The 22,680-nt window shown below is 44.1% G+C and carries 23 protein-coding genes; 3 read left to right on the plus strand and 20 right to left on the minus strand.

Translation table 11 applies throughout. From position 1 onward, the window contains the following. Positions 1-102: 102 nt before the first annotated feature. Positions 103-1,050 carry a tRNA dihydrouridine(16) synthase DusC gene (dusC, locus tag CAG58_RS12060; RefSeq protein ID WP_161426376.1) on the plus strand — a complete coding sequence of 316 codons (948 nt, stop codon included), beginning with the start codon at positions 103-105 and terminating at the stop codon, positions 1,048-1,050. 86 nt (positions 1,051-1,136) lie between these two features. On the opposite strand, the gene yfbV is transcribed toward dusC, so the two are convergent. After that, positions 1,137-1,589: a terminus macrodomain insulation protein YfbV gene (gene yfbV, locus CAG58_RS12065; protein ID WP_040904387.1), complete on the minus strand. Its 453-nt coding sequence runs from the start codon at positions 1,587-1,589 to the stop codon at positions 1,137-1,139. 351 nt (positions 1,590-1,940) lie between these two features. Between yfbV and CAG58_RS12070 the strand changes: the two genes are divergently transcribed. Together CAG58_RS12070 and pta are read left to right on the plus strand one after the other, a co-directional pair. Continuing rightward, the gene (locus tag CAG58_RS12070; RefSeq protein WP_004395488.1) at positions 1,941-3,137 is read left to right on the plus strand and encodes an acetate kinase; all 1,197 of its coding nucleotides are present in this window, start codon (positions 1,941-1,943) and stop codon (positions 3,135-3,137) included. A gap of 189 nt (positions 3,138-3,326) precedes the next feature. Then, positions 3,327-5,471: a phosphate acetyltransferase gene (gene pta, locus CAG58_RS12075; RefSeq protein WP_004395489.1), complete on the plus strand. Its 2,145-nt coding sequence runs from the start codon at positions 3,327-3,329 to the stop codon at positions 5,469-5,471. A gap of 89 nt (positions 5,472-5,560) precedes the next feature. Here pta and CAG58_RS12080 read toward each other — a convergent pair whose 3' ends face one another. The 19 genes from CAG58_RS12080 to oppB form a co-directional block, all read right to left on the minus strand. After that, a complete protein-coding gene (locus CAG58_RS12080; RefSeq protein WP_161426374.1) occupies positions 5,561-6,508 on the minus strand; it encodes a glutathione S-transferase family protein in 948 nt (315 codons plus the stop codon). Positions 6,509-6,689: 181 nt separating this feature from the next. Beyond that, entirely contained in the window at positions 6,690-7,316 is a 627-nt protein-coding gene (locus CAG58_RS12085; protein ID WP_161426375.1) for an OmpA family protein, read from the minus strand. 34 nt (positions 7,317-7,350) lie between these two features. Continuing rightward, positions 7,351-8,733 (minus strand): TadE/TadG family type IV pilus assembly protein, encoded by a 1,383-nt coding sequence (locus tag CAG58_RS12090; RefSeq protein WP_161429581.1) that lies wholly within the window; start codon positions 8,731-8,733, stop codon positions 7,351-7,353. Positions 8,734-8,736: 3 nt separating this feature from the next. After that, positions 8,737-9,294, minus strand: a complete 558-nt coding sequence (gene tadF, locus CAG58_RS12095; protein WP_161429582.1) for a tight adherence pilus pseudopilin TadF — start codon at positions 9,292-9,294, stop codon at positions 8,737-8,739. Beyond that, positions 9,275-9,799, minus strand: a complete 525-nt coding sequence (locus CAG58_RS12100) for a TadE family protein (protein ID WP_161429583.1) — start codon at positions 9,797-9,799, stop codon at positions 9,275-9,277. The genes tadF and CAG58_RS12100 overlap by 20 nt, the downstream gene beginning before the upstream one ends. A gap of 5 nt (positions 9,800-9,804) precedes the next feature. After that, positions 9,805-10,632 carry a hypothetical protein gene (locus CAG58_RS12105; protein WP_161429584.1) on the minus strand — a complete coding sequence of 276 codons (828 nt, stop codon included), beginning with the start codon at positions 10,630-10,632 and terminating at the stop codon, positions 9,805-9,807. Next, complete coding sequence (locus CAG58_RS12110) at positions 10,625-11,527, minus strand: type II secretion system F family protein (protein ID WP_337247252.1); 903 nt, start codon at positions 11,525-11,527, stop codon at positions 10,625-10,627. The genes CAG58_RS12105 and CAG58_RS12110 overlap by 8 nt, the downstream gene beginning before the upstream one ends. Further along, entirely contained in the window at positions 11,517-12,437 is a 921-nt protein-coding gene (locus tag CAG58_RS12115) for a type II secretion system F family protein (protein ID WP_161425617.1), read from the minus strand. The genes CAG58_RS12110 and CAG58_RS12115 overlap by 11 nt, the downstream gene beginning before the upstream one ends. Further along, a complete protein-coding gene (locus tag CAG58_RS12120) occupies positions 12,434-13,723 on the minus strand; it encodes a CpaF family protein (RefSeq protein WP_158138280.1) in 1,290 nt (429 codons plus the stop codon). Before CAG58_RS12120 ends, CAG58_RS12115 begins: the two co-directional genes overlap by 4 nt. Continuing rightward, positions 13,720-14,991, minus strand: coding sequence for an AAA family ATPase (locus CAG58_RS12125; protein ID WP_161425616.1), 1,272 nt, complete (start codon positions 14,989-14,991; stop codon positions 13,720-13,722). The genes CAG58_RS12120 and CAG58_RS12125 overlap by 4 nt, the downstream gene beginning before the upstream one ends. Before the next feature lie 9 nt (positions 14,992-15,000). Further along, positions 15,001-15,534: a hypothetical protein gene (locus tag CAG58_RS12130; RefSeq protein ID WP_158138277.1), complete on the minus strand. Its 534-nt coding sequence runs from the start codon at positions 15,532-15,534 to the stop codon at positions 15,001-15,003. Continuing rightward, positions 15,531-16,859, minus strand: a complete 1,329-nt coding sequence (locus CAG58_RS12135) for a type II and III secretion system protein family protein (protein WP_161425615.1) — start codon at positions 16,857-16,859, stop codon at positions 15,531-15,533. Before CAG58_RS12135 ends, CAG58_RS12130 begins: the two co-directional genes overlap by 4 nt. Positions 16,860-16,868: 9 nt before the next feature. Next, a complete protein-coding gene (cpaB, locus tag CAG58_RS12140; RefSeq protein ID WP_161425614.1) occupies positions 16,869-17,693 on the minus strand; it encodes a Flp pilus assembly protein CpaB in 825 nt (274 codons plus the stop codon). Between the two features lie 25 nt (positions 17,694-17,718). After that, positions 17,719-18,144 carry a prepilin peptidase gene (locus CAG58_RS12145; RefSeq protein WP_158138273.1) on the minus strand — a complete coding sequence of 142 codons (426 nt, stop codon included), beginning with the start codon at positions 18,142-18,144 and terminating at the stop codon, positions 17,719-17,721. A 5-nt stretch (positions 18,145-18,149) separates the two neighbouring features. After that, entirely contained in the window at positions 18,150-18,380 is a 231-nt protein-coding gene (locus CAG58_RS12150) for a Flp family type IVb pilin (protein ID WP_158138272.1), read from the minus strand. A 388-nt stretch (positions 18,381-18,768) separates the two neighbouring features. Continuing rightward, positions 18,769-19,761, minus strand: a complete 993-nt coding sequence (oppF, locus tag CAG58_RS12155; RefSeq protein ID WP_161425672.1) for a murein tripeptide/oligopeptide ABC transporter ATP binding protein OppF — start codon at positions 19,759-19,761, stop codon at positions 18,769-18,771. Next, a complete protein-coding gene (locus tag CAG58_RS12160) occupies positions 19,758-20,729 on the minus strand; it encodes an ABC transporter ATP-binding protein (protein WP_004395492.1) in 972 nt (323 codons plus the stop codon). The genes oppF and CAG58_RS12160 overlap by 4 nt, the downstream gene beginning before the upstream one ends. A gap of 24 nt (positions 20,730-20,753) precedes the next feature. Beyond that, positions 20,754-21,656 carry an oligopeptide ABC transporter permease OppC gene (gene oppC / locus CAG58_RS12165; protein ID WP_004395493.1) on the minus strand — a complete coding sequence of 301 codons (903 nt, stop codon included), beginning with the start codon at positions 21,654-21,656 and terminating at the stop codon, positions 20,754-20,756. Between the two features lie 15 nt (positions 21,657-21,671). After that, the gene (oppB, locus tag CAG58_RS12170) at positions 21,672-22,592 is read right to left on the minus strand and encodes an oligopeptide ABC transporter permease OppB (protein WP_072669302.1); all 921 of its coding nucleotides are present in this window, start codon (positions 22,590-22,592) and stop codon (positions 21,672-21,674) included. Positions 22,593-22,680: the final 88 nt, after the last annotated feature.

A 22,680-nucleotide genomic window follows, 5' to 3' on the forward strand; every position in this document is an offset into this window, starting at 1 on the left:
CACTTGCCACAATCGATCCGTAAGACGACAAAAGAGGATGACTCATCGTTCATCTGCCACTACAATCTCGCGTCTTTGTTATTGGCGGTACCACTCTTTATTATGCGCGTTATTTTAGGCCCAATGGAGGGCGTTCTTGACCACTTGATGCGTCAAATGCTCACCGAAATCAATGATTACGATTTTTGCGTCACCGAATTTGTTCGCGTGGTCAATTTGCTCCTACCGGATCATATTTTCTATCGTCTTTGTCCCGAGCTTAAACACGCTTCACGCACTCAATCCGGTACCCCAATCAAAGTCCAGCTTTTAGGCCAAGAGCCACAATGGATGGCAGAAAACGCCGTGCGCGCCGCAGAATTGGGCGCCTATGGCGTTGATCTCAATTTTGGTTGTCCCGCGAAAATGGTCAATAAAAGCAAAGGCGGCGCGGCACTGCTGCAACACCCTGAATTGATTTATCAGGTGGTTAAAGCCTGCCGTGACGCGGTACCGAAACATATCCCTGTCAGCGCTAAAATTCGCTTAGGCTGGGAAGATCCTAATGACTGTTTTGACATTGTCGATGCGGTGACTCAGGCAGGGGCCGATGAGCTGACCGTGCATGCGCGAACCAAAGCGGGTGGCTACAAAGCCAGTGAAATTCAGTGGGACTATATTGATCAGATCCGCCAAAAAAGCACCATCCCTTTGATAGCCAACGGTGAAATTTGGAATTATGCCGATGCTCAAGCTTGTATTAGTACAACTGGTGTTGATTCTTTAATGGTTTGCCGCGGCGCGCTGAATATTCCTAACTTAGGCAATATAGTCAAATACAACCATGCGCCAATGCCTTGGAATCAAGTTGTCGAATTATTACTCGAGTACTCTGCCTATGAAGTGCGCGGAGATAAAGGTCGCTACTATCCTAACCGCGTTAAGCAGTGGTTTTCGTATTTACGTCAAGCGTATCCAGAAGCGGCAGAGCTATTTAGAGAGATACGCACGCTGACTGACGTCAACGCCATCGTGAGCCACTTTCAACGCTATCGCGATCAACTGCGCTAATCGGCTCCCAAAACAAAACACCGCGCGGCTCAATCAGCGGCGCGGTGTTATTCGTTTATATGGTCATATGACCATCGATATCTTATTTAAAACCAGCGCTCTAACGCCCCTTTATCTAACTGACGAAAAGCGCGGTTAAGCACTAAAGCCAGTTCTTTATAACGGGGTTTCGCTTTGAGTGGCTCAAGCGCAAAACCCGTCTCAATGATTTTTTGGTGCAATTCACGATACCAGCCTGCCAATGAAGGAGGCAATTGAGTATTCGCACGGCTGCCCAACCACCAAATGCCTTGTAATGGCAAACTGATCGCAAACAGAGCCACCACAATGGTTTGTGGCATGGCTTGTAAATTATGAAAGCTCATTTGAGTCAGTACGCTAATCGCCGCAATGGCTGGCATGACTTTAATGCCAAAACGGGTCGCTTTTATGATACGTGCTTCCGGAAACAGTAAGTTGAGCTCTTTACGCATTGGCCAGGTATCCATGTACTTTTGGCCATCTCTTAAACTATGGATGATTCCTGCTCTGTTGGCCATACCCTCTCTCCTTCACTGTTGATGAACCTTAAGACTAAAAAATAGTTTAATGATTCAACAAATGGCGTAAAAATTTGACGAAAGCTAATATTGTTTCAAATTTTTTTTGTTATACTGAGCCATTATCGCTATCCTCTGCGGACTCTCAATCTTATTGTTGCTGTTATTTACAATTTAGGCAACCGTAAGACGAAATCAGCATGGAATGCGTCGACGATTATACTGATTCAGTCACGTCCCTATTATACGGATATTCACCGTGTTATTGATCAAGATTAGTTCTCACTTTTTACGGGTTCAGCTATTCTTGTGGTTAAATTTTATCCTAACTGATTATACAGGTAGTTATACATGTCCAAGCTAGTTTTAGTTTTAAACTGCGGTAGTTCTTCGCTCAAGTTTGCGGTTGTTGATGCAGAAAACGGCAATGAGCATCTCTCCGGTCTTGCAGAATGTCTGCACCTTCCTGAAGCGCGTATCAAGTGGAAACTTGATGGTAAACATGAAGCCCAATTAGGTCATGGCGCAGCTCACGAAGAAGCGCTCGCATTTATGGTTGATACCATTCTTGCTTCAAAACCTGAACTAGCTGAAAACCTTGCAGCTATTGGTCACCGAGTGGTACACGGTGGTGAGCAATTCACTCAATCAGCGCTAATCGATGATTCTGTACTAAAAGGGATTGAAGACGCTGCAACTTTCGCACCTCTGCATAACCCTGCGCACATCATTGGTATCAATGCGGCTAAAAAAGCTTTTCCAGCGCTGAAAAATGTTGCTGTATTTGACACCGCATTCCACCAAACCATGCCTGAAGAAGCTTACCTATACGCACTACCTTACCATCTTTATAAAGAGCACGGTATCCGTCGCTACGGTATGCATGGAACTTCTCACCTATTTATTGCTCGTGAAGCCGCTGAGCGTTTAGGTAAACCAGCCAATGAATTGAACATCATTAACTGCCATTTAGGTAACGGTGCTTCAGTTTGTGCAATTAAAAACGGTCAATCGGTTGATACGTCAATGGGCTTAACACCACTTGAAGGCCTAGTAATGGGTACTCGTTGTGGTGATATCGATCCTGCGATCATTTTCCACCTACATGATGCATTAGGTTACTCGGTTGAGCAAATCAACACGATGCTAACCAAAGAGTCTGGCCTACAAGGCTTAACTCAAGTGACTTCAGACTGCCGTTTCGTTGAAGATAACTACGGTGAAAAAGAAGAAGCCACTCGCGCAATGGACGTATTCTGCCATCGCCTAGCGAAATACGTTGCTGGTTACACTGCAAGCCTGGATGGCCGTTTAGACGCTATCGTCTTTACTGGTGGTATCGGTGAAAACTCGGGTCCAATTCGCGAAATGGTTCTAAATCGTTTAGCAATTTTTGGTATTGAAGTCGATAGCGCCGCTAACCTCAAAGCTCGTTTTGGCGGTGAAGGTGTGATCACCACAGCAAACAGCCGCATCCCTGCAATGGTTATCTCAACCAACGAAGAGCTGGTGATTGCTGAAGATACTGCGCGCTTAGCAGGCATCTAATTGTCCATGTAGGCGACTCTTCCTTCCTTGCCGATAGTGTTACTTATCGGCAAGGTTTATCTAGCGTCTCAAGATGTAGCCTATTTTTTTAGGGGCTCAAGACCTATTCTTACGGAATACGGCGTTGGGCTTTGTTCCTTTCAATCTAACTCGTTTAGATTGTATCGATAGTGTTGAGGTACTTAACGTATGTCCCGTACTATTATGCTTGTCCCAATCAGTGCCGGTGTTGGTTTAACCAGTGTGAGCATGGGTCTTTTGCGCGCCATGGAGCGTAAAGGTGTAAGCGTTTCTTTTTACAAACCAATTTCACAGCCACGTAGCGGTGGCGATCAGCCAGATTTAACATCAACCATTATTCGTCATAGTAGCGATATCAAAATTGCTGAACCAATGGCTATGTCAGCCGCCGAAGCGCTGATTGGCGGCGAAAAAATGGATGTACTACTGGAAACGGTTGTTGAACGCTATAACCAAATTATTGTTGATGCCGAAGTCACGTTAATCGAAGGTTTAGTCCCAACGCGTAAGCATCCTTTTGCGAACCAAGTTAACGCAGAGATTGCTAAAACGTTAGGCGCTGAAATTGTCTTCGTTGCCACGCCTGGTACTGATAATCCAACTCAGCTCAAAGAGCGTATTGAAGTCGCTTGCTCTAACTTTGGCGGCACTAAGAATAAAAACATCTCTGGTGTGGTTATTAACAAACTCAATGCGCCAGTCGATGATGCGGGTCGTACTCGTCCAGATTTGTCAGAGATTTTTGACGATGCCGATGGTGCAAAACAGGCCAACCTTGAAGTAATGCAAATCTTCAACAGTAGCCCAATTCGCGTACTTGGTTGCGTGCCATGGAGCATTGACCTTATCGCGACTCGTGCGATTGATATGGCGAAACATCTCAAAGCCGAAATCGTTAATGAAGGTGATATCAACAGTCGACGCATTAAGAGCATCACTTTCTGTGCACGCTCTATCCCGCATATGATTGAGCACTTTAAACCTGGCTCATTATTAGTGACTTCCGCAGACCGTCCTGACGTTATTGTTGCTGCTGCTTTAGCGGCGATGAATGGCGTAGAAATTGGTGCCGTATTGCTGACCGGTGGTTACGATATTCCTAAAGAGATCGCTAACCTATGTAAGCCTGCTTTTGACACTGGCCTACCGATTTTCAAAGCGCAAGGCAATACTTGGCAAACCTCATTGAACCTACAAAGCTTTAGCCTTGAAGTTCCAGCGGATGATAAAGAGCGCGTTGAGTTTGTCAGTGAACATGTTGCTAGCCACATTGATGGCCCATGGATTGATTCGCTGACCGAAGGCACTCAAGCAACGCGTCGTTTAAGCCCACCAGCGTTCCGTTATCAACTGACTGAATTTGCTCGTCGTGCTAACAAACGTATCGTGCTACCAGAGGGTGATGAGCCACGTACCGTTAAAGCCGCTGCGATCTGTGCAGAGCGTGGTATTGCAAAATGCGTACTGCTTGGTAACCCAGAAGAGATCAAACGCGTTGCTGCATTGCAAGGCGTTGAGCTTGGTGCAGGTGTTGAAATTATTGACGCTGCAGCCGTTCGTGAGAATTACGTTGCTCGTTTGGTTGAGCTGCGCGGCGCGAAAGGCATGACAGAAGTCGTCGCTCGTGAAAAACTGGAAGATTCGGTATTCCTCGGCACCATGATGCTTGAAGCGAATGAAGTCGATGGTCTTGTTTCTGGTGCGGTTCACACCACAGCCAATACCATTGTTCCACCATTCCAGATCATCAAAACAGCACCGAACGCTTCGATCGTCTCTTCCGTATTTTTCATGCTGCTGCCTGACCAAGTTTTGGTTTACGGTGACTGTGCGATTAACCCAGATCCAACTGCTGAACAACTGGCGGAGATCGCGATTCAATCGGCAGACTCTGCGGCTGCATTCGGTATTGAGCCTCGCGTCGCGATGATCTCTTACTCAACCGGCACCTCAGGTAAAGGCGCGGATGTGGATAAAGTGCGCGAAGCCACTCGTCTTGCTCAAGAGAAACGTCCTGATTTAATCATTGACGGGCCTCTGCAATACGACGCTGCCATCATGGAAAATGTCGCAGCTTCTAAAGCACCGAATTCTCCAGTTGCAGGTAAAGCAACCGTGTTTATCTTCCCTGATCTGAATACAGGTAACACCACTTATAAAGCCGTACAGCGTTCAGCGGATCTGGTTTCTATCGGTCCAATGCTGCAAGGCATGCGTAAGCCGGTGAACGACTTATCACGTGGTGCTTTGGTTGACGATATCGTCTACACCATCGCCTTAACTGCGATTCAAGCAGACCAAGAGCAAAAATAATTGAGATAATGATTGCTCACGGTTAATGGCAGACAAAAAGCCCTCGATGTAATTCGAGGGCTTTTTTAATCATGACGACCAAATGTCGATTAACTTAACTGTTCACGACCATGAGCACTATCAAGATCAAGTTCTGGACCTCTTGGCACCACTTGCGTTGGATTAATCATGCTATGACTAAAATAATAGTGCCGCTTGATATGATAAAAATCCGTCGTTTCACGCACTCCCGGATGTTGATATAACTCTTTAAGATAGCCATTAAGATGAGGATAATCAGCAATCCGTCGCTTATTGCATTTAAAATGGCCTACATACACCGCATCAAAACGAATCAAGGTCGTGAACAACCGCCAATCCGCTTCAGTTAACACTTTTCCAGCCAAATAACGATGCGTTGCCAAATGTTGCTCTACCTTATCTAGAGCCGCAAAGAGTGCTTCATACGCTTCTTCATATGCTTGCTGGGTAGTAGCAAAACCACAGCGATAAACGCCATTATTAATATTGGGATAAATAAAAGCATTCCAATCATCAATGACTTCACGTAATGCCAATGGGTAATAGTCGATATCATTGCCGGTTAATGAGTTAAACGCCGAGTTAAACATTCGGATAATATCTGCAGATTCATTACTGACGATGGTTTGGGTTTGTTTATCCCATAGTACTGGCACAGTAACGCGTCCGGTATAATCCGCTTTGGCTTGAGTATAGAGTTGATGCAAAAAACGATGGCCAAATAAAGGCTCGGGGATACCAAACTGCCAGCCATGGCTTAGCATATCAGGACAAACCACTGTTACGTCAATATGGTCCATCAGCTGTTTTAACTCTCGAAAGATCAACGTGCGGTGCGCCCATGGACAGGCTAAAGAAACATACAGATGATAACGACCTGAATCGGGAGTGAATCGAGCATTTGGTGTGTTCTCTATCCAATCGCGAAAACCAGCGTCTTCACGCACAAATTGCCCATTGCTCTGTTTCGTATCGTACCAAACGTCCTGCCATTGGCCTGCCACTAGTCTACCCATGCTTGACCTCTCTTTACGTATTTTGCTACTCAGTATTGATACGCTAGTATAAAGTGCAGCCGTAAGAAGAGAACCGAAGGGAATTGGCCTAGATGTTCAAAATTTTTGATGGGGAAGCAAATAAAAAAACCACCGAATACCAGAGAGAGCCGATATTCAGTGGAAAAACGTAAACTAATTATTATTTAATTTCTACTCGACGGTTTTGTGCCCGTTGTTGAGCAGTTGCGTTATCATTAAGAGGCTGGCGCGCCCCTGAAGATAACACTTCCGTAGTCACAGGGACTGACGCTTGTTGCTGCACATAATCAGCAACACGCTCTGCGCGGCGCAAGCCCAATGTAAAGTTATAATCATCACTACCAATATTATCGGTATGTCCCTCAACACTCAGATGGCTATGTTGTTGTAATTGTCCAATCAGCTGCGCGAGCACGTAGCGCGACGCATCAGTAAGTTCAGCGCTGTCAAAAGAGAAATACACCCGAGCCAAGGTTTGATCGGTCGTATCGGCTTTAGTCAATAAATACTCAGTACATTCTCGACTGAGACCCGCTTGCAGCATTGCTTGCTGCAAAAACTCGACGCTCGCAGGATAGCGTGTCCCTTGCTCTAGCTGCATAAAAGCTCCGTGATTGGTCTGAACACGATAAGCAGGAGCAACTTCAACCTTATATTCATAAGCTAACTCAGGGCTATTACAGTATTGCTGTAACGCGGTTTGGTTATTCTGGGCTGCGCTGAGCGGCAAGCTGGTTAGCACTAGTGCGGCGCTTATTAAGCAAATCGCGGTTATATTATTGTGCATGTTTTTGTCCTATATAATATATAAACTTACCTAATCAGCGCTGAGGCGCTAAATGTCCGATTTCTTCGGTGATTAATTCAAGGATTTTGTTTTTGATGTCGTCCGGATTTCTTGCCGAGAACACATTGTCTTCACCAACACAGTTTTTCATTTGTGGATAGGCATTAATATCATAAGCAAAACCGACCGCAACCATGCGTGCCTGGACGTTATTTGGACTATTGAGTGTATTTAAAATGGTACTACATAAACCTGCACTAATAAGTTTATTGGTAGTGTTGGTAAAATTGTCCTCCCCATCGGACAAGATAATGATCAAACGCCTTGGGTTTGTCCCCGTTTGAGCCATTTGTGCTCCGCGTATAATCCCTGCATAAGAAGAGGTACCGCTAATTGCACTTCCAATAATGACAAAGTTCTTAATTTCAGATTTGAGTCCTGCAAAATCATCGGTTAATTCGATATCGTAAAAATAAGATAAGGATCGATACCCAGAATTTAGTTGAGTAGTTAAAATAGAAGTGGAGTGTGACCAATGATTAGTATTGAAAATATTATTGACCGTTGCGGCTGCATCTACGTTGCCAGTATTAGAGCCTGAACGAGCAGAACATTGTAAATAATAAGGGCCCCATCTCCACTGCCAACCATTCCAATACCGATCACGAGTATACTCACAGTTAGTATTACAACGTCTATTGTTATCACAGATCAAATGATCAAAATGAAGCATTTGTTGGGTGTTCCCAGGGTTTCTTTTTTGGGTAAAATTATCAAATCCTACAACTGCCAACCTGTTTTTATTACTTCCTTCTACTACATACGCATTAAATTTATCTAATTCATCCGCAACTTGAATCATAATATCATTCATCATAGTATAACGAATAGGGTTATTCGCGGATACTTCTGTTCCATCACCATCCCAAGGCCAAGCCATAGATCCGGAATAATCAGCCACCAATACAACATCCACTGTTTGTGAGTGATATTTACGAGTTACCGAGCCATCATAAACTTTATAGTCTGACCCAAAACCAATAATAGCATCATTACCAGGAAACCAAGTGGGCTGTGAAATGCGCGCGCTCACTTGATATTCAAAAAAGCGCTGACCTTGTCCTTGGCATGCTGGATTATCTTCACAGTTTATTTTTTCAATCGATATATCTTGATCTTTAATTTCCGCTAACGGGAAATAATACTGCAGATAACTTTTTGCCAGCACTGTATCATCAGAACCTTCCCCTGCTACCGCTAAACTTGCCACTTCAACCGCTTCTAACAGGCGCGCTTTATCTTGCACCGCTCTTGCGCCATCGGTACCTAAGGCAAACACACCAAATAAAATCGGAATAATCAACGCAAATAAGAGCGCAGCATGACCAGATTGGCGTTGCATACTTTTTCGACTCATCGGTTATCTCCCCATTACGATAGAACGGCTGGAAACACGGGCAAAATTTTCACCAATCAGATTGCCGTACCAGTTAGGTGTGTCATAGCAAAGGGTGACTTGATATAAGGTTGCAGGACGGCCGAAAGTAGTGGTAAAGGTAAGATCTTGAGCTGGCATTGATGGATTACAATCAATCCCTCCTCGACGATAAGGACCACTAATATTATTATTGTTGTTAACAATATGTAGATGGAAACCAAATTTGCTTTCATCAAAATTTGTTGTGGTGCGAGCCAGCGAAGAAGTCACCATTTGATATAAAAGTGAGAATTCACCTAGTCCTTCTTGCTCATTGTTACCCTCTTTATCTGGACGCAAATCAAATTGATCAGCACCAGCTAGTTCAGTACGCTCTTTAATTATATTCGCCGCTGAGTAAGACATACGATCGAGCTTACCCTGATAAGCAAGCCTAACCACTAGATCAGCACTAAATACCAGCAGTAAAGCAAAGAATACCCCAATAATGGCAAACTCGACCATGAAGTTTCCCTGCTGTTTAAAGAGCGACGTTTTCACGCTGATACTCCTGAATCACAATCGCTTCGCGAGAAAATAAGGTATCGCTACTGAGAAAGAAATTAAACATCGGCTGATAATCATAGGTGATACGATATACGGCAATCGCATGATTCGTTGGTTGATCGCATAGTAGTTTACCTGGTGTCGTTTCTTCATCCACTTCAACCCGCAGACATTCATCTTCATATCTGGTTAATTCTTCTAAATTTTTAACAAAGTGCACCGAGTATTTAAAATTGCCAGTATTGATTAAATGCCGCCATAGGCTATTGTCTTGGTTTAGAATCTCCGCAAACTGCTTTTCATAGTCACTATCACTTCTTTTTACCTCACGAGCGGCATTGGCTATCGCTAAGTCACCCAAACTAGAGACATAAGACATAAAACTCATTTCAACCCAGGCCATACACATCAGCCAAAAAGCGAAAAAACCACCGACGAACTCTATCGTGGCAACGCCTTTAATACGCTTGGTAGTCATTTTATAAGCTGTTAACTTCATCGATATTACTCCTCTACCAAGGCTTCAGAGAGCAGCAAAGCTGGTGCAAGCTGATCTGGCTCGGTTGGCAACTCAAGCGCATGATTATTATGTAGATTTAATCGTTGTAGTTTGCTGTAAAGCTGGTTTATTTGTTGAGTGTTTAAGTCTTGGGCGTAAAAAGCATGTAAATAATCAACGCGGCCAAGTTTAGCCATAATAATCGCTAAATTCGCGATAACTCTCTCATCTGCTTGGCCATTTAAATAAATGGGCAGCAACCGATCCGCTGCGGCCTGATAATCTTCTTCCAGCATATCAATTAACGCTAAATTATTTTTTATTGCCGTATCATCGTACATTAGCTCACGAGCGCGGTTAAACCATAACCGCGCTTGCTCAAGATCTGACGATTGAGCATAAAGAATACCGAGCATATTAATGGTTTGCGCATTACGTGAATCACGCTCATGGGCAAGATTTAACGCTTGCTGAGCTTCAATAAGCCGATTTAGCCGATACAAGGCCATGCCGTGTAAGTAAAACTCTTGATCATGACTCGAGGCCAGATTAATTAACGGCTGCAAGGTAAATAAGGCCGATTCAGGGTCTTGATAATCTAAATAAGCTTGAGCCAGTTTTAAACGCGTCGTACGCTGCTCACTTTGCTGCAATTGCTGCTTGTACAACTCGACCAATGCCGAATAGTTTTGGGTTTTTTGTAACACTAGCTCTTGATCAAATGATTGATTATTGGCGTTAACCGCTGATTGACCGCTGGTTGATAAACCACTAGCCGACATACAAGCTGTCAGCACGAATGGTGTCAAGCATACTAACCATCGTTTATGCATTGGCCATCATCCTCATAATCCCAGGAGCCGCAATCAAAATTACAATTGGCACCATGATAAATACAATCAGTGGAATCGACATCTTAGCCGCCAATTTACCAATTTTTTCTTCTATCTGGAGCATTTGTACTTCTCGTATATCAGCAGATAAGGTGGTAAGGACACTATAAACCGAGCTACCGTATTGCAAACTTTGCTTCAGAGTCATCACAAAACTGCGCATTTCGTTAGATGGCACACGGCCATATAACTCATCCAAGGCGGTTTCCAAACCCACTATGCGAGCTCTATCATCGGTTTTCATTAATAGATAACTAATATCTTTGTCAAAGCCTCTCATCTCTTTGGCTAGATAACTTATCGAGGCTTCTATTGTCATCCCGGTCTGCACACATACCGCCATCAAATCCAACAAATACGGCAGCTTGTTAGATATTTTATTGCTCAATCGTCTCGCGCGCATCGCCAAATAACTGTCTGGTAAAATAAGACTGACAATCAACCAGCCGGCTAAAACAATAAATAAGGTATTCAATTGCCAAGCAAAACGTAGCGATAGTGCGTAGCAAGCTGCCGCTCCCACACACAGCAAAGCGTATTTTAGCGGCATAAAGTACGTCGCCAGCATCGGATGATAAAAGCCAGCCGCGAGAATTTTCTGCTGCACTTGCTGTTTATCAGAAGAAAATAACTGATTAAGGGAGCGAGAAAGCCTTTCTATCCAGGCTCCCTGTGATTTCAAGGCTTGATCATCTTGATGAAAGTCGCGCCACAGCTGTTTTTTTTTCTCCGCACGAAGGGAAACAATCAGTAGTAGCGCACCAACACCAATAGCTACCATTGACAATAAACTTGCTAGCGAATGAATCGCAAAAATAGAGTGATTAGCGGACACTTTTCATTAGCCCCCATACAATCGCAATTCCTATTGCCTCACTGATCAACACATACAACAAGATCGGACGGCCAGCAGGATCAAACATCACAAATTCATAATTCTCAGGGCTTAAATATTGCAACATAAACAGAAAGAACACTGGTATTGCCGCGACGATTTTAGCCGAGGTTCTAGCCTCTGAAGTGAGCGCGTACTTTTTCTTTTCAATCGAGCGAGCGTTAAATAATAAGCGATTAAGACGCAGAATGATCTCTTTTAACTGACCACCTCTTTGCATATTGGCACGTAAGGTAATCACAAAAAAATGAAATGTAGGATAAGGAAAACGCAAGCAAGCCTTACGAAAAACCTCATCAGGTGATTCACCAAGCTGCAAACGTTTACCCATAATTTTAAACTCTCGGCCGACTTCATTATTTAAAGTATTACCAACATACATAATGGCATGAGTAATACTCTCACCTGAGGATACTGCGCTACTGAGCATATTTAACGCATCCGGAAAGCTCTCTTCAAATTGAGTTTGCTCGCGTTTTTTAAGCCATAAATACGCAAACAACAGTCCACAAATCACGGTGATGGCAATCACTATCATCGCTGAGCCACGTACAAAACGCTGATTAAACTCGATACCAATGAAAATCAATCCTGCGAGAAATACCCCCACCTTGAGCAATGCCAGCTTGCCAAGTTGCTTACTCAGGTTTTTCCAACCTTGATAAAATATATCTTGTAAACTGCGTTCAGAGAGAGACTTCATATCGATAGCTTGCTGCTCTGATATCATCGAATCGACTTTTATCGTTCGCGAATACTGGGCTAAATAATCGTAATGCTCTTGCTTACGCTTATGCTTAGCTACAAACAGTAAAATAATACCAATAACGATCAGCATTATCGCTATCATGCTCGCCGCTCCCCTATCTCACGAAACGCTTTATTTAATGTTTCTTCTAAACCGAAAAAGCGTGCTTTTTCATATAAAACCGAGCGTTGCATTAACCCTGATGTCACAAAGCTACCTGCAACTTTGCCACTTTCACTTTGACGCAGATTAGGCTGAAAGCGAAAGATCTCTTCAAGTACCACACTAGAGCCTTCTAAGCCCATCACTTCGGTAATGCTCATCACTTTACGGCTACCGTCATGCAAACGGCTGATTTGCACAATTAAATCAACAGCGCTGACTATTGTGCGTCTGATAGCCTCTAACGGTAAACTACTGGTTGCCATCATCACCATAGATTCAACCCGAGCTAACGCATCACGAGGGGTATTGGCGTGTAACGTTGACATTGAACCGTCGTGACCCGTATTCATCGCTTGCAGCATTTCAAACGCTTCCGCACCACGACACTCACCGACAATAATTCGATCGGGACGCATACGCAGCGAGTTAATCACCAAATCACGCTGATTGATTATGCCGGTATTTTCAATCCCAGCCGTTCGCGTTTCTAGACGCACCACATGGGGTTGTTGTAACCGCAGTTCTGCTGCATCTTCAATGGTAATGATGCGCTCGTTTTCAGAAATAAATTGCGATAAAGCATTAAGCATGGTGGTTTTACCTGAACCTGTACCACCTGAGATCAAAATATTAAGCCGGCAGCGAGCCGCAACCATCAGCACTTGCGCCATTTCTGGGCTCATAGCGCCATACTCACACAGCTTACTAAAATCAATACTTTGCTTTTTAAATTTACGGATCGAAATCGAAGTACCATCAATGGCGATGGGCGGAATAACAATATTCACCCGGCTACCGTCTTGTAAACGCGCGTCACAGGTCGGCGATGACTCATCCACTCGTCGTCCCACTCGCGAAGCAATACGTTTAGCAATATCTAATAATTGCCGCTCATCGATAAAATCCACATGCGCTTTTTCAACCAAACCACCACGCTCAATAAACACATTTTCATGGCCATTGATCATAATATCGCTGATTGAATCATCGTCCATTAGGGTTTGTAATGGCCCTAAACCAACCAATTCATCGACTAAATTTTTGACGTATTCTTCACGGATGACTTTAGGCACAGTCAAACGCTCACGTTCAATCAGCAAGCTAATCGCACCATCGAGCTGTTTGGCTAATTGCTGTTTAGACATATCAGCAATCGCATCTGGCTCTAGGGCATCAAAAATTTGTTTTCGCAGACCAACATAGATGGCCTTTGCACCCATCATGATTTGTCACTTCCTTTCGCTTGCTTAAACCAAGCTTGAGCCAAACTCAGTAGGCTCGGCTTTTGCTCTGTAAGGGTTTCACCCAGCAGTAAACAAGTCAGTCTTTTCAGTGGTGCAGCAGCTTTCAAACTGGATGTAACAATTCGCTTATCTTCTAAGATAGTGGCGTTAATCGTTTCACAATAAGGGATTTCAATATCGATGGGCTGATTAAGTATCGTTTCTGCTTCTAGTTTACCAGCGGTTTGCTGTTTACTACCCAAGGTATGATTGAGTACGGTAATTAAACGCAAAGCTGGCGTTGTATTGATTTTCAACACTCGCTCTTTAAGCCGCGCTGCCTCACGCACTGATGACACGGTAGGCTCCATCACCAACACCACCACATCGGCTTGTGCTAGAAACTTATCCGCTTCAAGTGAAAAATCCACTGAAGAAGAAAGATCTTCAATAATAAAGTTCACATCTTCCGATAGCTGATCTGTCACTGCATTGGAATAATCAATCATCGAAGGTGTATCAAGCTGATCAGAGGTAAGGGCAAGCATCGAAAGCATGCTGGTATGCTTATAGATCAAGCTTTGCGCAGCAGCACTATCTAATGAAGAAGCTAATGAGCCTTGTTGAATACGTCGTTTTTCGAGTTTGCGAATGCCCATTAAAACGTCTAAATTGCCACCATGGAAATTTTGTTCAACCACCATACAAGAGGTTTTGCGTACAGCGCTCAGTTGATAAGCCACTTCTGCGGTGATAAGGCTTGCCCCTACTCCACCTTTACTACCCAAAATACTGACATACTTAGCACGACGTTTTTGCCCAGGTCCACGATGGCTGCTACGCTGGCGGTTATCATAAACGCTCCGTACAAAGTCAATAAATTCCTGTTTAGTCACTGGCCAAAAAACGTAATAGAAACCCATTGATTTTAGATTACGTATGGTCGAAATGGCGTCTTCGCTGCCGACAACAATCACTGAAGCATGATTAGGTAATAAATGACTAATCCGCTCTGCATCTTTGCTAACATCTTTACTGTTATTTAATTCGACAATAACAATTTCAATATCAGACTCGCGAACATGCTCGGCAATTTGTGTATCGGTATTTTTTGCTATCGCTGGGGCGGCAATCCCTTCAAAACGATAAGCTTCCAGCACTAACTCTTGGCATTCTTGAGTTTGATAAAATAATACCGAGGTGATTTTTTTCTGCTCTATCACCTCAGCTTGTTGCTTTTTACTCAGTAGATCGACTAAATCAAACATAAATAGCTATTATTCTCCGTTTACGTCGATATGGGGTTGGGCTTTATCACCAGATAACAACATTTTTTGTGGATTGACCATCGACTGCCAACGTAAGCTTTCTGCATAGCAGCCTCGCCCCTCATCACCGAAACGACTGATTTGCGGCGCTGAACATAGCGGGACGACCACTTGGTGATTAATCACGACAATTTTGAAGTCAATATTGTTGTCCTGATGAAAAGGCTGGTGGATAACCGATAACTGATGATTGGCAATCCCTAAACGGCGCAATTGCATAGCAACTTGCTCAGTGAATGACTGACTACGCTCGGAACCGGAAAATAAGACAATCGGCTGAGTCAGCAAAACCTGCTGATGGCGCTGGATAAATTCATCTAACGCTTGTTGCGCCTGCACTCGTTGCTCAGGCTTGGTGGACAAGGCTAATGAACTTGATACCGGATACACATCAATGGCAGGGCCAGGTTTTTCTGCTTGACCACTGCTACAACCGACGAGAGTTAACAAGGCAATCAAGCCAAGCATCAAAGACGTTTTCATTGCTTAAACCCTCCGGTAGCGAGAATTTTTTGAGTCACACTTTGCTCAGTGGCGGTTTTATCCGGATCTAAAGCAAAAAAGCGCTCTAAGGTAGAGGTGCGCTGCATCGTTGGCAGCTGAACGGTAGCCGGATGTACCGGTTGTACTAGGTTGACCGTGGCGATAATCACCAATTCGGTTTTATTACGTGAGGTTTCAGTATGGCGAAATAATGCTCCTAAGATAGGAATATCACCAATAAAAGGGATTTTTCTTAGTAGTTCGCTTTCTTCTTTGTTCAATAAGCCACCGAGTACAAAACTTTGTCCATCACCTAATTCTACGGTGGTACGGGCACGGCGGGTTTTTAAAGCCGGTAGATTAAAGTTAGCGGTAGAATATTGAGTATCGAGTGAGCTGACTTCGGGCATCAAAGATAGCCGAATTTTGTCATCGCGCATGACTTTGGCCATTAATTCAAGCCGCACGCCGAATTCTTTATACATCACGTTAGTGCCACCATCGATGGTGGTGACCACAGGAAGTTCTCCGCCTACTAAAAAACTCGCCGTTTCGCCAGAAATCACTGATAAATTAGGCTCTGCGAGTATCTGACCAATATTGTCGTCACCAATAGCGCTGATCAAAGTCATAATATCGCTACTAGAAAACTGTCTTAATGGATTCACAAAAATACCATTATTTTGACCACTACTACCGAGCTGGATACCAAATTTTTCGATCAGTGATTGCGATACTTCGGCAATCGACAATTTGACGTTGACCTGCTTGGTAGTCGCCACTTCAATATTGTTAACCACCCCTTGAAAACGGCGCTTTTGCATAAAATCCATGGTGAAAGAGTTATCACCCGTGTTCCAAGTGGTATTGGTATCAATAGAACTTTTGCCCAGTAGCTCACCAACTAATAAGTTTATCTGATCTCGCTCTTGCTCTGTTGCCACCACTCCGCTGAGTACCACTTGATCGCCTAAGTTATAGACAGTCACTTCAGCGTGAGGATAATGCAACTGAATATGCTGCTGAATATGCACCATACTTTTATTAACCACTAAACGGCGGTTAACTAACACTTGGCTATCATCACCAAAAACCAATAAATTAGCGTTGCCGACCTGCTTACCAAACACCACCACGGTGCGGCGGTCGATGACTTGATAGTCTGCCACTTTAGGGTCAGAAATAAATACCGATTGAATTTCACTGTCAACACGCACAGTTTGCGCATCTCCTTCCGCTAAATTCAGCATTTGCTGCGCACTGAGAGAAGCATGAAAAGTGGCAACAAGCAGGGTTACAATTAAACAAAGATAACGATGGATCATAATGCTTCCTTAACGAACGGTAGCCGCGCCTGCGCGAAACTCTTGAATGGCTTTATAATCAGTCAATACATCTCCGGCATTGGCAGACAGTTCGCTAGCGGAGCTGTTACCCGTGGAGAGATGGATTTCTAATTGGGCAATATGGCGGGCAATGGTTAAGGTCGCCACTTGTTTGCGCGTTAATTCAACAATCACATTGGCTTGTGCTGGTCCGATAACCTCTCCGCGGCTGCTATTGGTCTGGTTTGGCGTATCCACTTGCAACACTTTCACCCCCATTAAAATCGGGGTTAAAGAAACGGTTTCAAAACTGCGCACGGTGGCGTCATTGGCTAGGTTCTGTTTGAGTGAAGAAAGTGCCAAAATATCCACTAAAGAACCGGGGCGAATCACTCCGCCAATAATCGACTGCTCTGACACTTGAATCGAGAAAGGAACATAATTTGGGGTTAAGATCAGGTCCATGTAACCAGCATGGTTAGGGGCCAGTAACGATTCTGGCCACACCACGTCACCCGCTTGGATAGTATGGGCGGCGCGCAGATTAGTCACAAATTCGAGCTTAATGTCCGCATCCACTCCTAAGGCTAGCGCTTCAGGCTCTGGGATACGCCGTAATTCAAGATCAGCGCGAGTAACGATTTGTCCTGGCTGCAAGGCTGAGCGAGCAAGCCAAATTTGAGTGGTTTTTACCGGTCGCGCGACCACGGTTTTCACCTCGGCGGGCGGCGCTTGGACTACAACAGGAGCAGGTGCTGGCGATGAGGCAAACAATCCATAACCACCCGCTAAAATTGCCAATAGCGCCAACCCAATTAAAAGCTTGGAATTCATATCACCGTCCCAAGTGAAGAGAAAATTATAGAGTAGAGATGTACACGGCTAACCCACCCACTAAGCATATTGGTACCCCGTAAGGGATCCCTCGTTGCCGCACGGCGGTTAAATCTGTGCATAACCCATACAACAAATAGACGCTAGCCATTAAGCCACCAGCAACACTAATAGCCACTAACGTTAAGGGAATATACTCAGGGCTAATGCCTAAACTGAGAATCGCCAATAGTTTGCTATCCCCAGCGGCGAGAATACGAAAATAAAACAGCACTAAACCTGCGGCGATAATGGCCAAGGTATAAGGTAGTACAAACCAGTTAGGCTGGATAAACCAGCCTAATAGCATTACCACGCTTAACGTCAACAGGTAATGATGATCAATTACCCGCTGACGCAAGTCTCCAATCATAATTAAACTTAAGATAATCAGAGTGGCCAGTGGCAACATAAACTTTATTCGCCTTGAATATCAACTTTATTAATATTATCGGTGATTTTGTCCATAGCACCTGATAGTGCACCTTGGAGACCACCTGAGCCATCTTCCCCACCACTAAAAACAGCAAAAACAATCGCAGAAACTGCAACACCAATAATCGCGTATTCAATTGCGGTCACGCCGCGCTGATCTTTAGCAAATGATTCTAACAATAGACGAGTGTTTACATATAATTTTGTCAACATGGTATTTTCCTTTTTTATAAAAACCAATGATTTCTTGGACTAGAATCACTAAATCAGACTCTAATGAAACTATTATTGACATTCTTTTTATCAATGTCTATCCCAGTTATACAATGGAATCCTCATAATCAACGTCATTCTCAACTATGCGACAAACCCGAGTGTTAACTCTAAAACTTAATGACTTTATCAATATTAATTAGCCACTAAAATAATACTTAAATCACATAAACTTGTATTTTAATATTCAATATTAATCCGATTTTCACTTAAAAATTTTGACAAAACTTTATTATGAGCTACGGAAATAAATCTATTTACGCGAAAACACATCACCCCGAAAGACAATCAATCTTTCGGGGCGATGTGGTAGAGGTAGATATTGAGGCTATATTTCGACGTGTAGACACGACACAGCGTGAGTATCATTACCTTTGATTTGCGGTTTGGTTTGCGCACATTCTGCCGTGGCTTGTGGGCAACGAGTGCGGAATACACAACCGGATGGAGGACTGATCGGTGACGGTAAATCCCCTTCTAACATCTGAATGGTTTTACTGCGCTCTTTTTTAGGATCAGGGATAGGCACTGCCGACATCAAGGCTTTGGTATAAGGATGCAGAGGATTGGAAAATAGAGCTTCAGATGTGCCCAACTCCACCGCGTTACCTAAATACATCACCAATACCCGATCGGAAATGTGCTTTACTACCGACAAATCATGAGCAATAAACACCAAAGACAAGCCCAATTCTTTTTGCAACTGCTGCAATAAGTTAACCACCTGAGCCTGAATCGACACATCGAGTGCTGAGACTGGTTCATCGCAGATGATCATTTTCGGATTTAAGATCAACGCACGGGCAATGCCAATACGCTGACATTGACCACCTGAAAATTCATGAGGATAACGGTTAATCACGTTCGGCAGCAAACCGACTTTAGCCATCATCTCTTTAACGCGATCTTTCACTTCTTGCTTAGATAGCTCAGGGTAAAAGGTTTGTAGTGGCTCAGCGATAATATCCCCTACCGTCATCCGTGGGTTGAGTGATGCTAATGGATCTTGGAAAATCATCTGAATATCTTTACGAGTATTGCGTCGCTTAACGGCATTCAGACGGGTTAAGTCTTGCCCTAACCAAACCACTTGCCCTTCAGTCGCTTCGACTAGACCAATGATTGCCCGCGCAAAGGTCGATTTACCGCATCCGGACTCACCCACCACACCTAAGGTTTCCCCTTCGTACAAGCGCACATTCACGCCATCGACCGCTTTAAGCGTCGATGGTTTGGCCCATGGCCATGGTGATTTTGCTGGAATGCTAAAATGTACTTTCAGATCTTGCACATCCAACAACAGGTTGTTTGCTACTTTCATTTATTCCATCCCTCCCAATCCGAAAAACAAGCACGCTGACGATTATCGGCAAAAGTCAGTAGCGATGGTGCCTCACGTTTACAGCGATCGGTGACCCGATGACAGCGTTCTTGATACGGACACCCCGGTGGTAGACGTAATAAATTCGGTGGATTACCCGGAATGGTCGGTAAAATTTCTCCTTCCGTATCCAAACGAGGAATGGCTTTTAATAACCCTTCTGAATACGGATGACTTGGATTATAGAAAATATCATCCACGTCAGCGTATTCCATGGTCCGTCCGGCGTACATGACCAGCACTTTGTCACATGAGCCAGCGACAACGCCCAAGTCATGGGTGATCATAATGATCGCGGTATTAAACTCTTTTTTCAGCTCATTGAGCAAATCCATGATTTGCGCTTGTACCGTCACATCCAGTGCGGTCGTCGGCTCATCGGCAATCAGCAGTTTTGGACGACACAACAGTGCCATCGCAATCATCACCCGCTGACGCATACCACCAGAAAACTCATGAGGATACATGGTGATCCGATTACGTGCCTCGGGGATTTTCACCGCATCGAGCATACGCACTGACTCTTCGAAAGCTTGCGCCTTACTCATGCCTTTATGCAGCATTAATACTTCCATCAGCTGATCGCTGACTTTCATATAAGGGTTAAGCGAGGTCATTGGATCTTGGAAAATCATCGCAATTTGTTCTGCGCGAACTTTGTTCAATTCACGCTCAGGCAAGTTTAAAATTTCTCGCCCTTCAAATTTAGCACTGCCACTGATCTTTCCGTTTTTGGCCAGCAAGCCCATTAAAGCAAACACGGTTTGTGACTTGCCCGAACCAGACTCACCGACAATGCCCAAGGTCTCACCTTGTTGCAAAGAGAAGGTTAAATCATTGACCGCAGTGACCATGCCATCCCGAGTCGAGAACTCAACTCGCAGGTCTTGAACATCTAATAAGTTCATTATCTATTCCTTAGCTAAGTTGGGTTATCGGTCTTTAGGATCGAGCGCGTCACGCAGCCCATCACCGACGTAGTTAAAACAAAATAGAGTGACGATCATAAAAGTAGCCGGGAAGATAAGTTGCCAAATAGCGACTTCCATTGTGTTAGCGCCTTCCTGTAGCAACGCCCCCCAACTGGTCATCGGCTCTTGAACCCCTAAACCAAGGAAAGAAAGAAATGACTCGGTTAAAATCATACTCGGGATCAGTAGCGTTGAGTAGACCGCAACAATGCCCAGTACGTTCGGCACAATATGACGAGTGATAATTCGCCATTGACTGACACCACAGACATGCGCAGCTTCAATAAACTCTTTGCTGCGTAGGCTTAAGGTTTGCCCACGTACAATTCGCGCCATATCCAGCCAAGCTATCGCTCCGATAGCAACAAAAATCAGCACAATATTACGACCGAAAAACGTCACCAATACGATAACCAGAAACATAAAAGGAATCGCGTATAAAATTTCCAAAACACGCATCATCACACGGTCGGTACGACCACCAATAAAACCAGAAGCCGCGCCGTATAAAGTCCCAATCAGTACGGCAACAAACGCACCCATGATCCCGACCATCAAAGAGATTCGGCCACCAATTAAGGTCCGGACAAATAAATCTCGCCCTAAGGCATCAGTACCAAACCAATGGGTTGCCGAAGGGGCCGCGTGCATCGCATACCAATCGGTTTCATCGTAACTAAAATTAGCCAGCATCGGCCCAAACACCACCAGTAAAGTGATGAAGCATAAAATACATAAGCTCGCCATTGCCGCTTTGTTGCGCATAAAACGTACACGAGCGTCTTGCCATAAACTACGACCTTCAATCTCAAGGTTTTCGGTAAATTTCTCTATGGCTTGTAAGTGTTCTTGTTTCTTTAACATGCTTTCGCCCTCAAACTAGTAGCGAATTTTCGGGTCGATATAAGCCAGAAGAATATCGACAATCGCGTTAAATAAGATAAATAAGAAACCAATCAAAATGGTGATTCCCATCACTAAGGAGTAATCTCGGTTAAATGCCGCGTTAACAAACAAACGACCAATTCCGGGTAAACCAAAAATGGTTTCAATGACCACCGAACCAGTGATAATGCCAACGAAAGCCGGTCCCATATAAGAGACAACCGGCAGTAAAGCGGGTTTTAACGCGTGCTTAAACACGATATAGCGATAGCTTAATCCTTTGGCACGAGCGGTACGGATAAAATTACTGTTTAAGGTCTCAATCATCGAACCACGGGTAATACGGGCAAAAGTTGCAACATACAGCAACGACATACCAATCACTGGCAACGCCATATATTTAAAGGATCCATCGAGCCAGCCACCGGCCGGAAACCAACCTAATTTGATGGAAAAGACATAAATTAATACCGGCGCTAATACAAAGGAAGGCATGACGACCCCGAGCATCGCGGTCGACATAATCGTATAGTCTATCCAAGTATTGTGCTTTAACGCCGCAATCGTACCAATCGAGACACCGATAATAATCGTAAAGATAAACGCCGCGGCACCAATTTTTGCCGACACGGGCAGTGAACTCGCAACTAACTCATTCACGGTATAATCTTTATATTTAAACGAGGGACCTAAATCACCACGCAAAATATTACCGAGATAAGTGATGTACTGCACCGAAACGGGCTTATCAAGGCCATATTTGGCATTGATATTGGCCATGACTTCCGGTGGTAATGGACGCTCACTAGAAAACGGATTTCCCGGTGCAAAGCGCATGAGAAAGAAAGACAGGGTGATCAATACCAACATGGTTGGTATTGCCTCAAATATCCTTTTTACGATGAATTTAAACATAAACTCACTCTTTCCAATCTGTGATAATAAAAAATACAAACGACACTGCATGCACCGTTACGTACATGCAGAGTCGAACAACAGGTGG

This window comes from Vibrio sp. V31_P5A7T61 (assembly GCF_009904895.1).
Taxonomy (GTDB): Bacteria; Pseudomonadota; Gammaproteobacteria; order Enterobacterales; family Vibrionaceae; genus Vibrio; species Vibrio metschnikovii.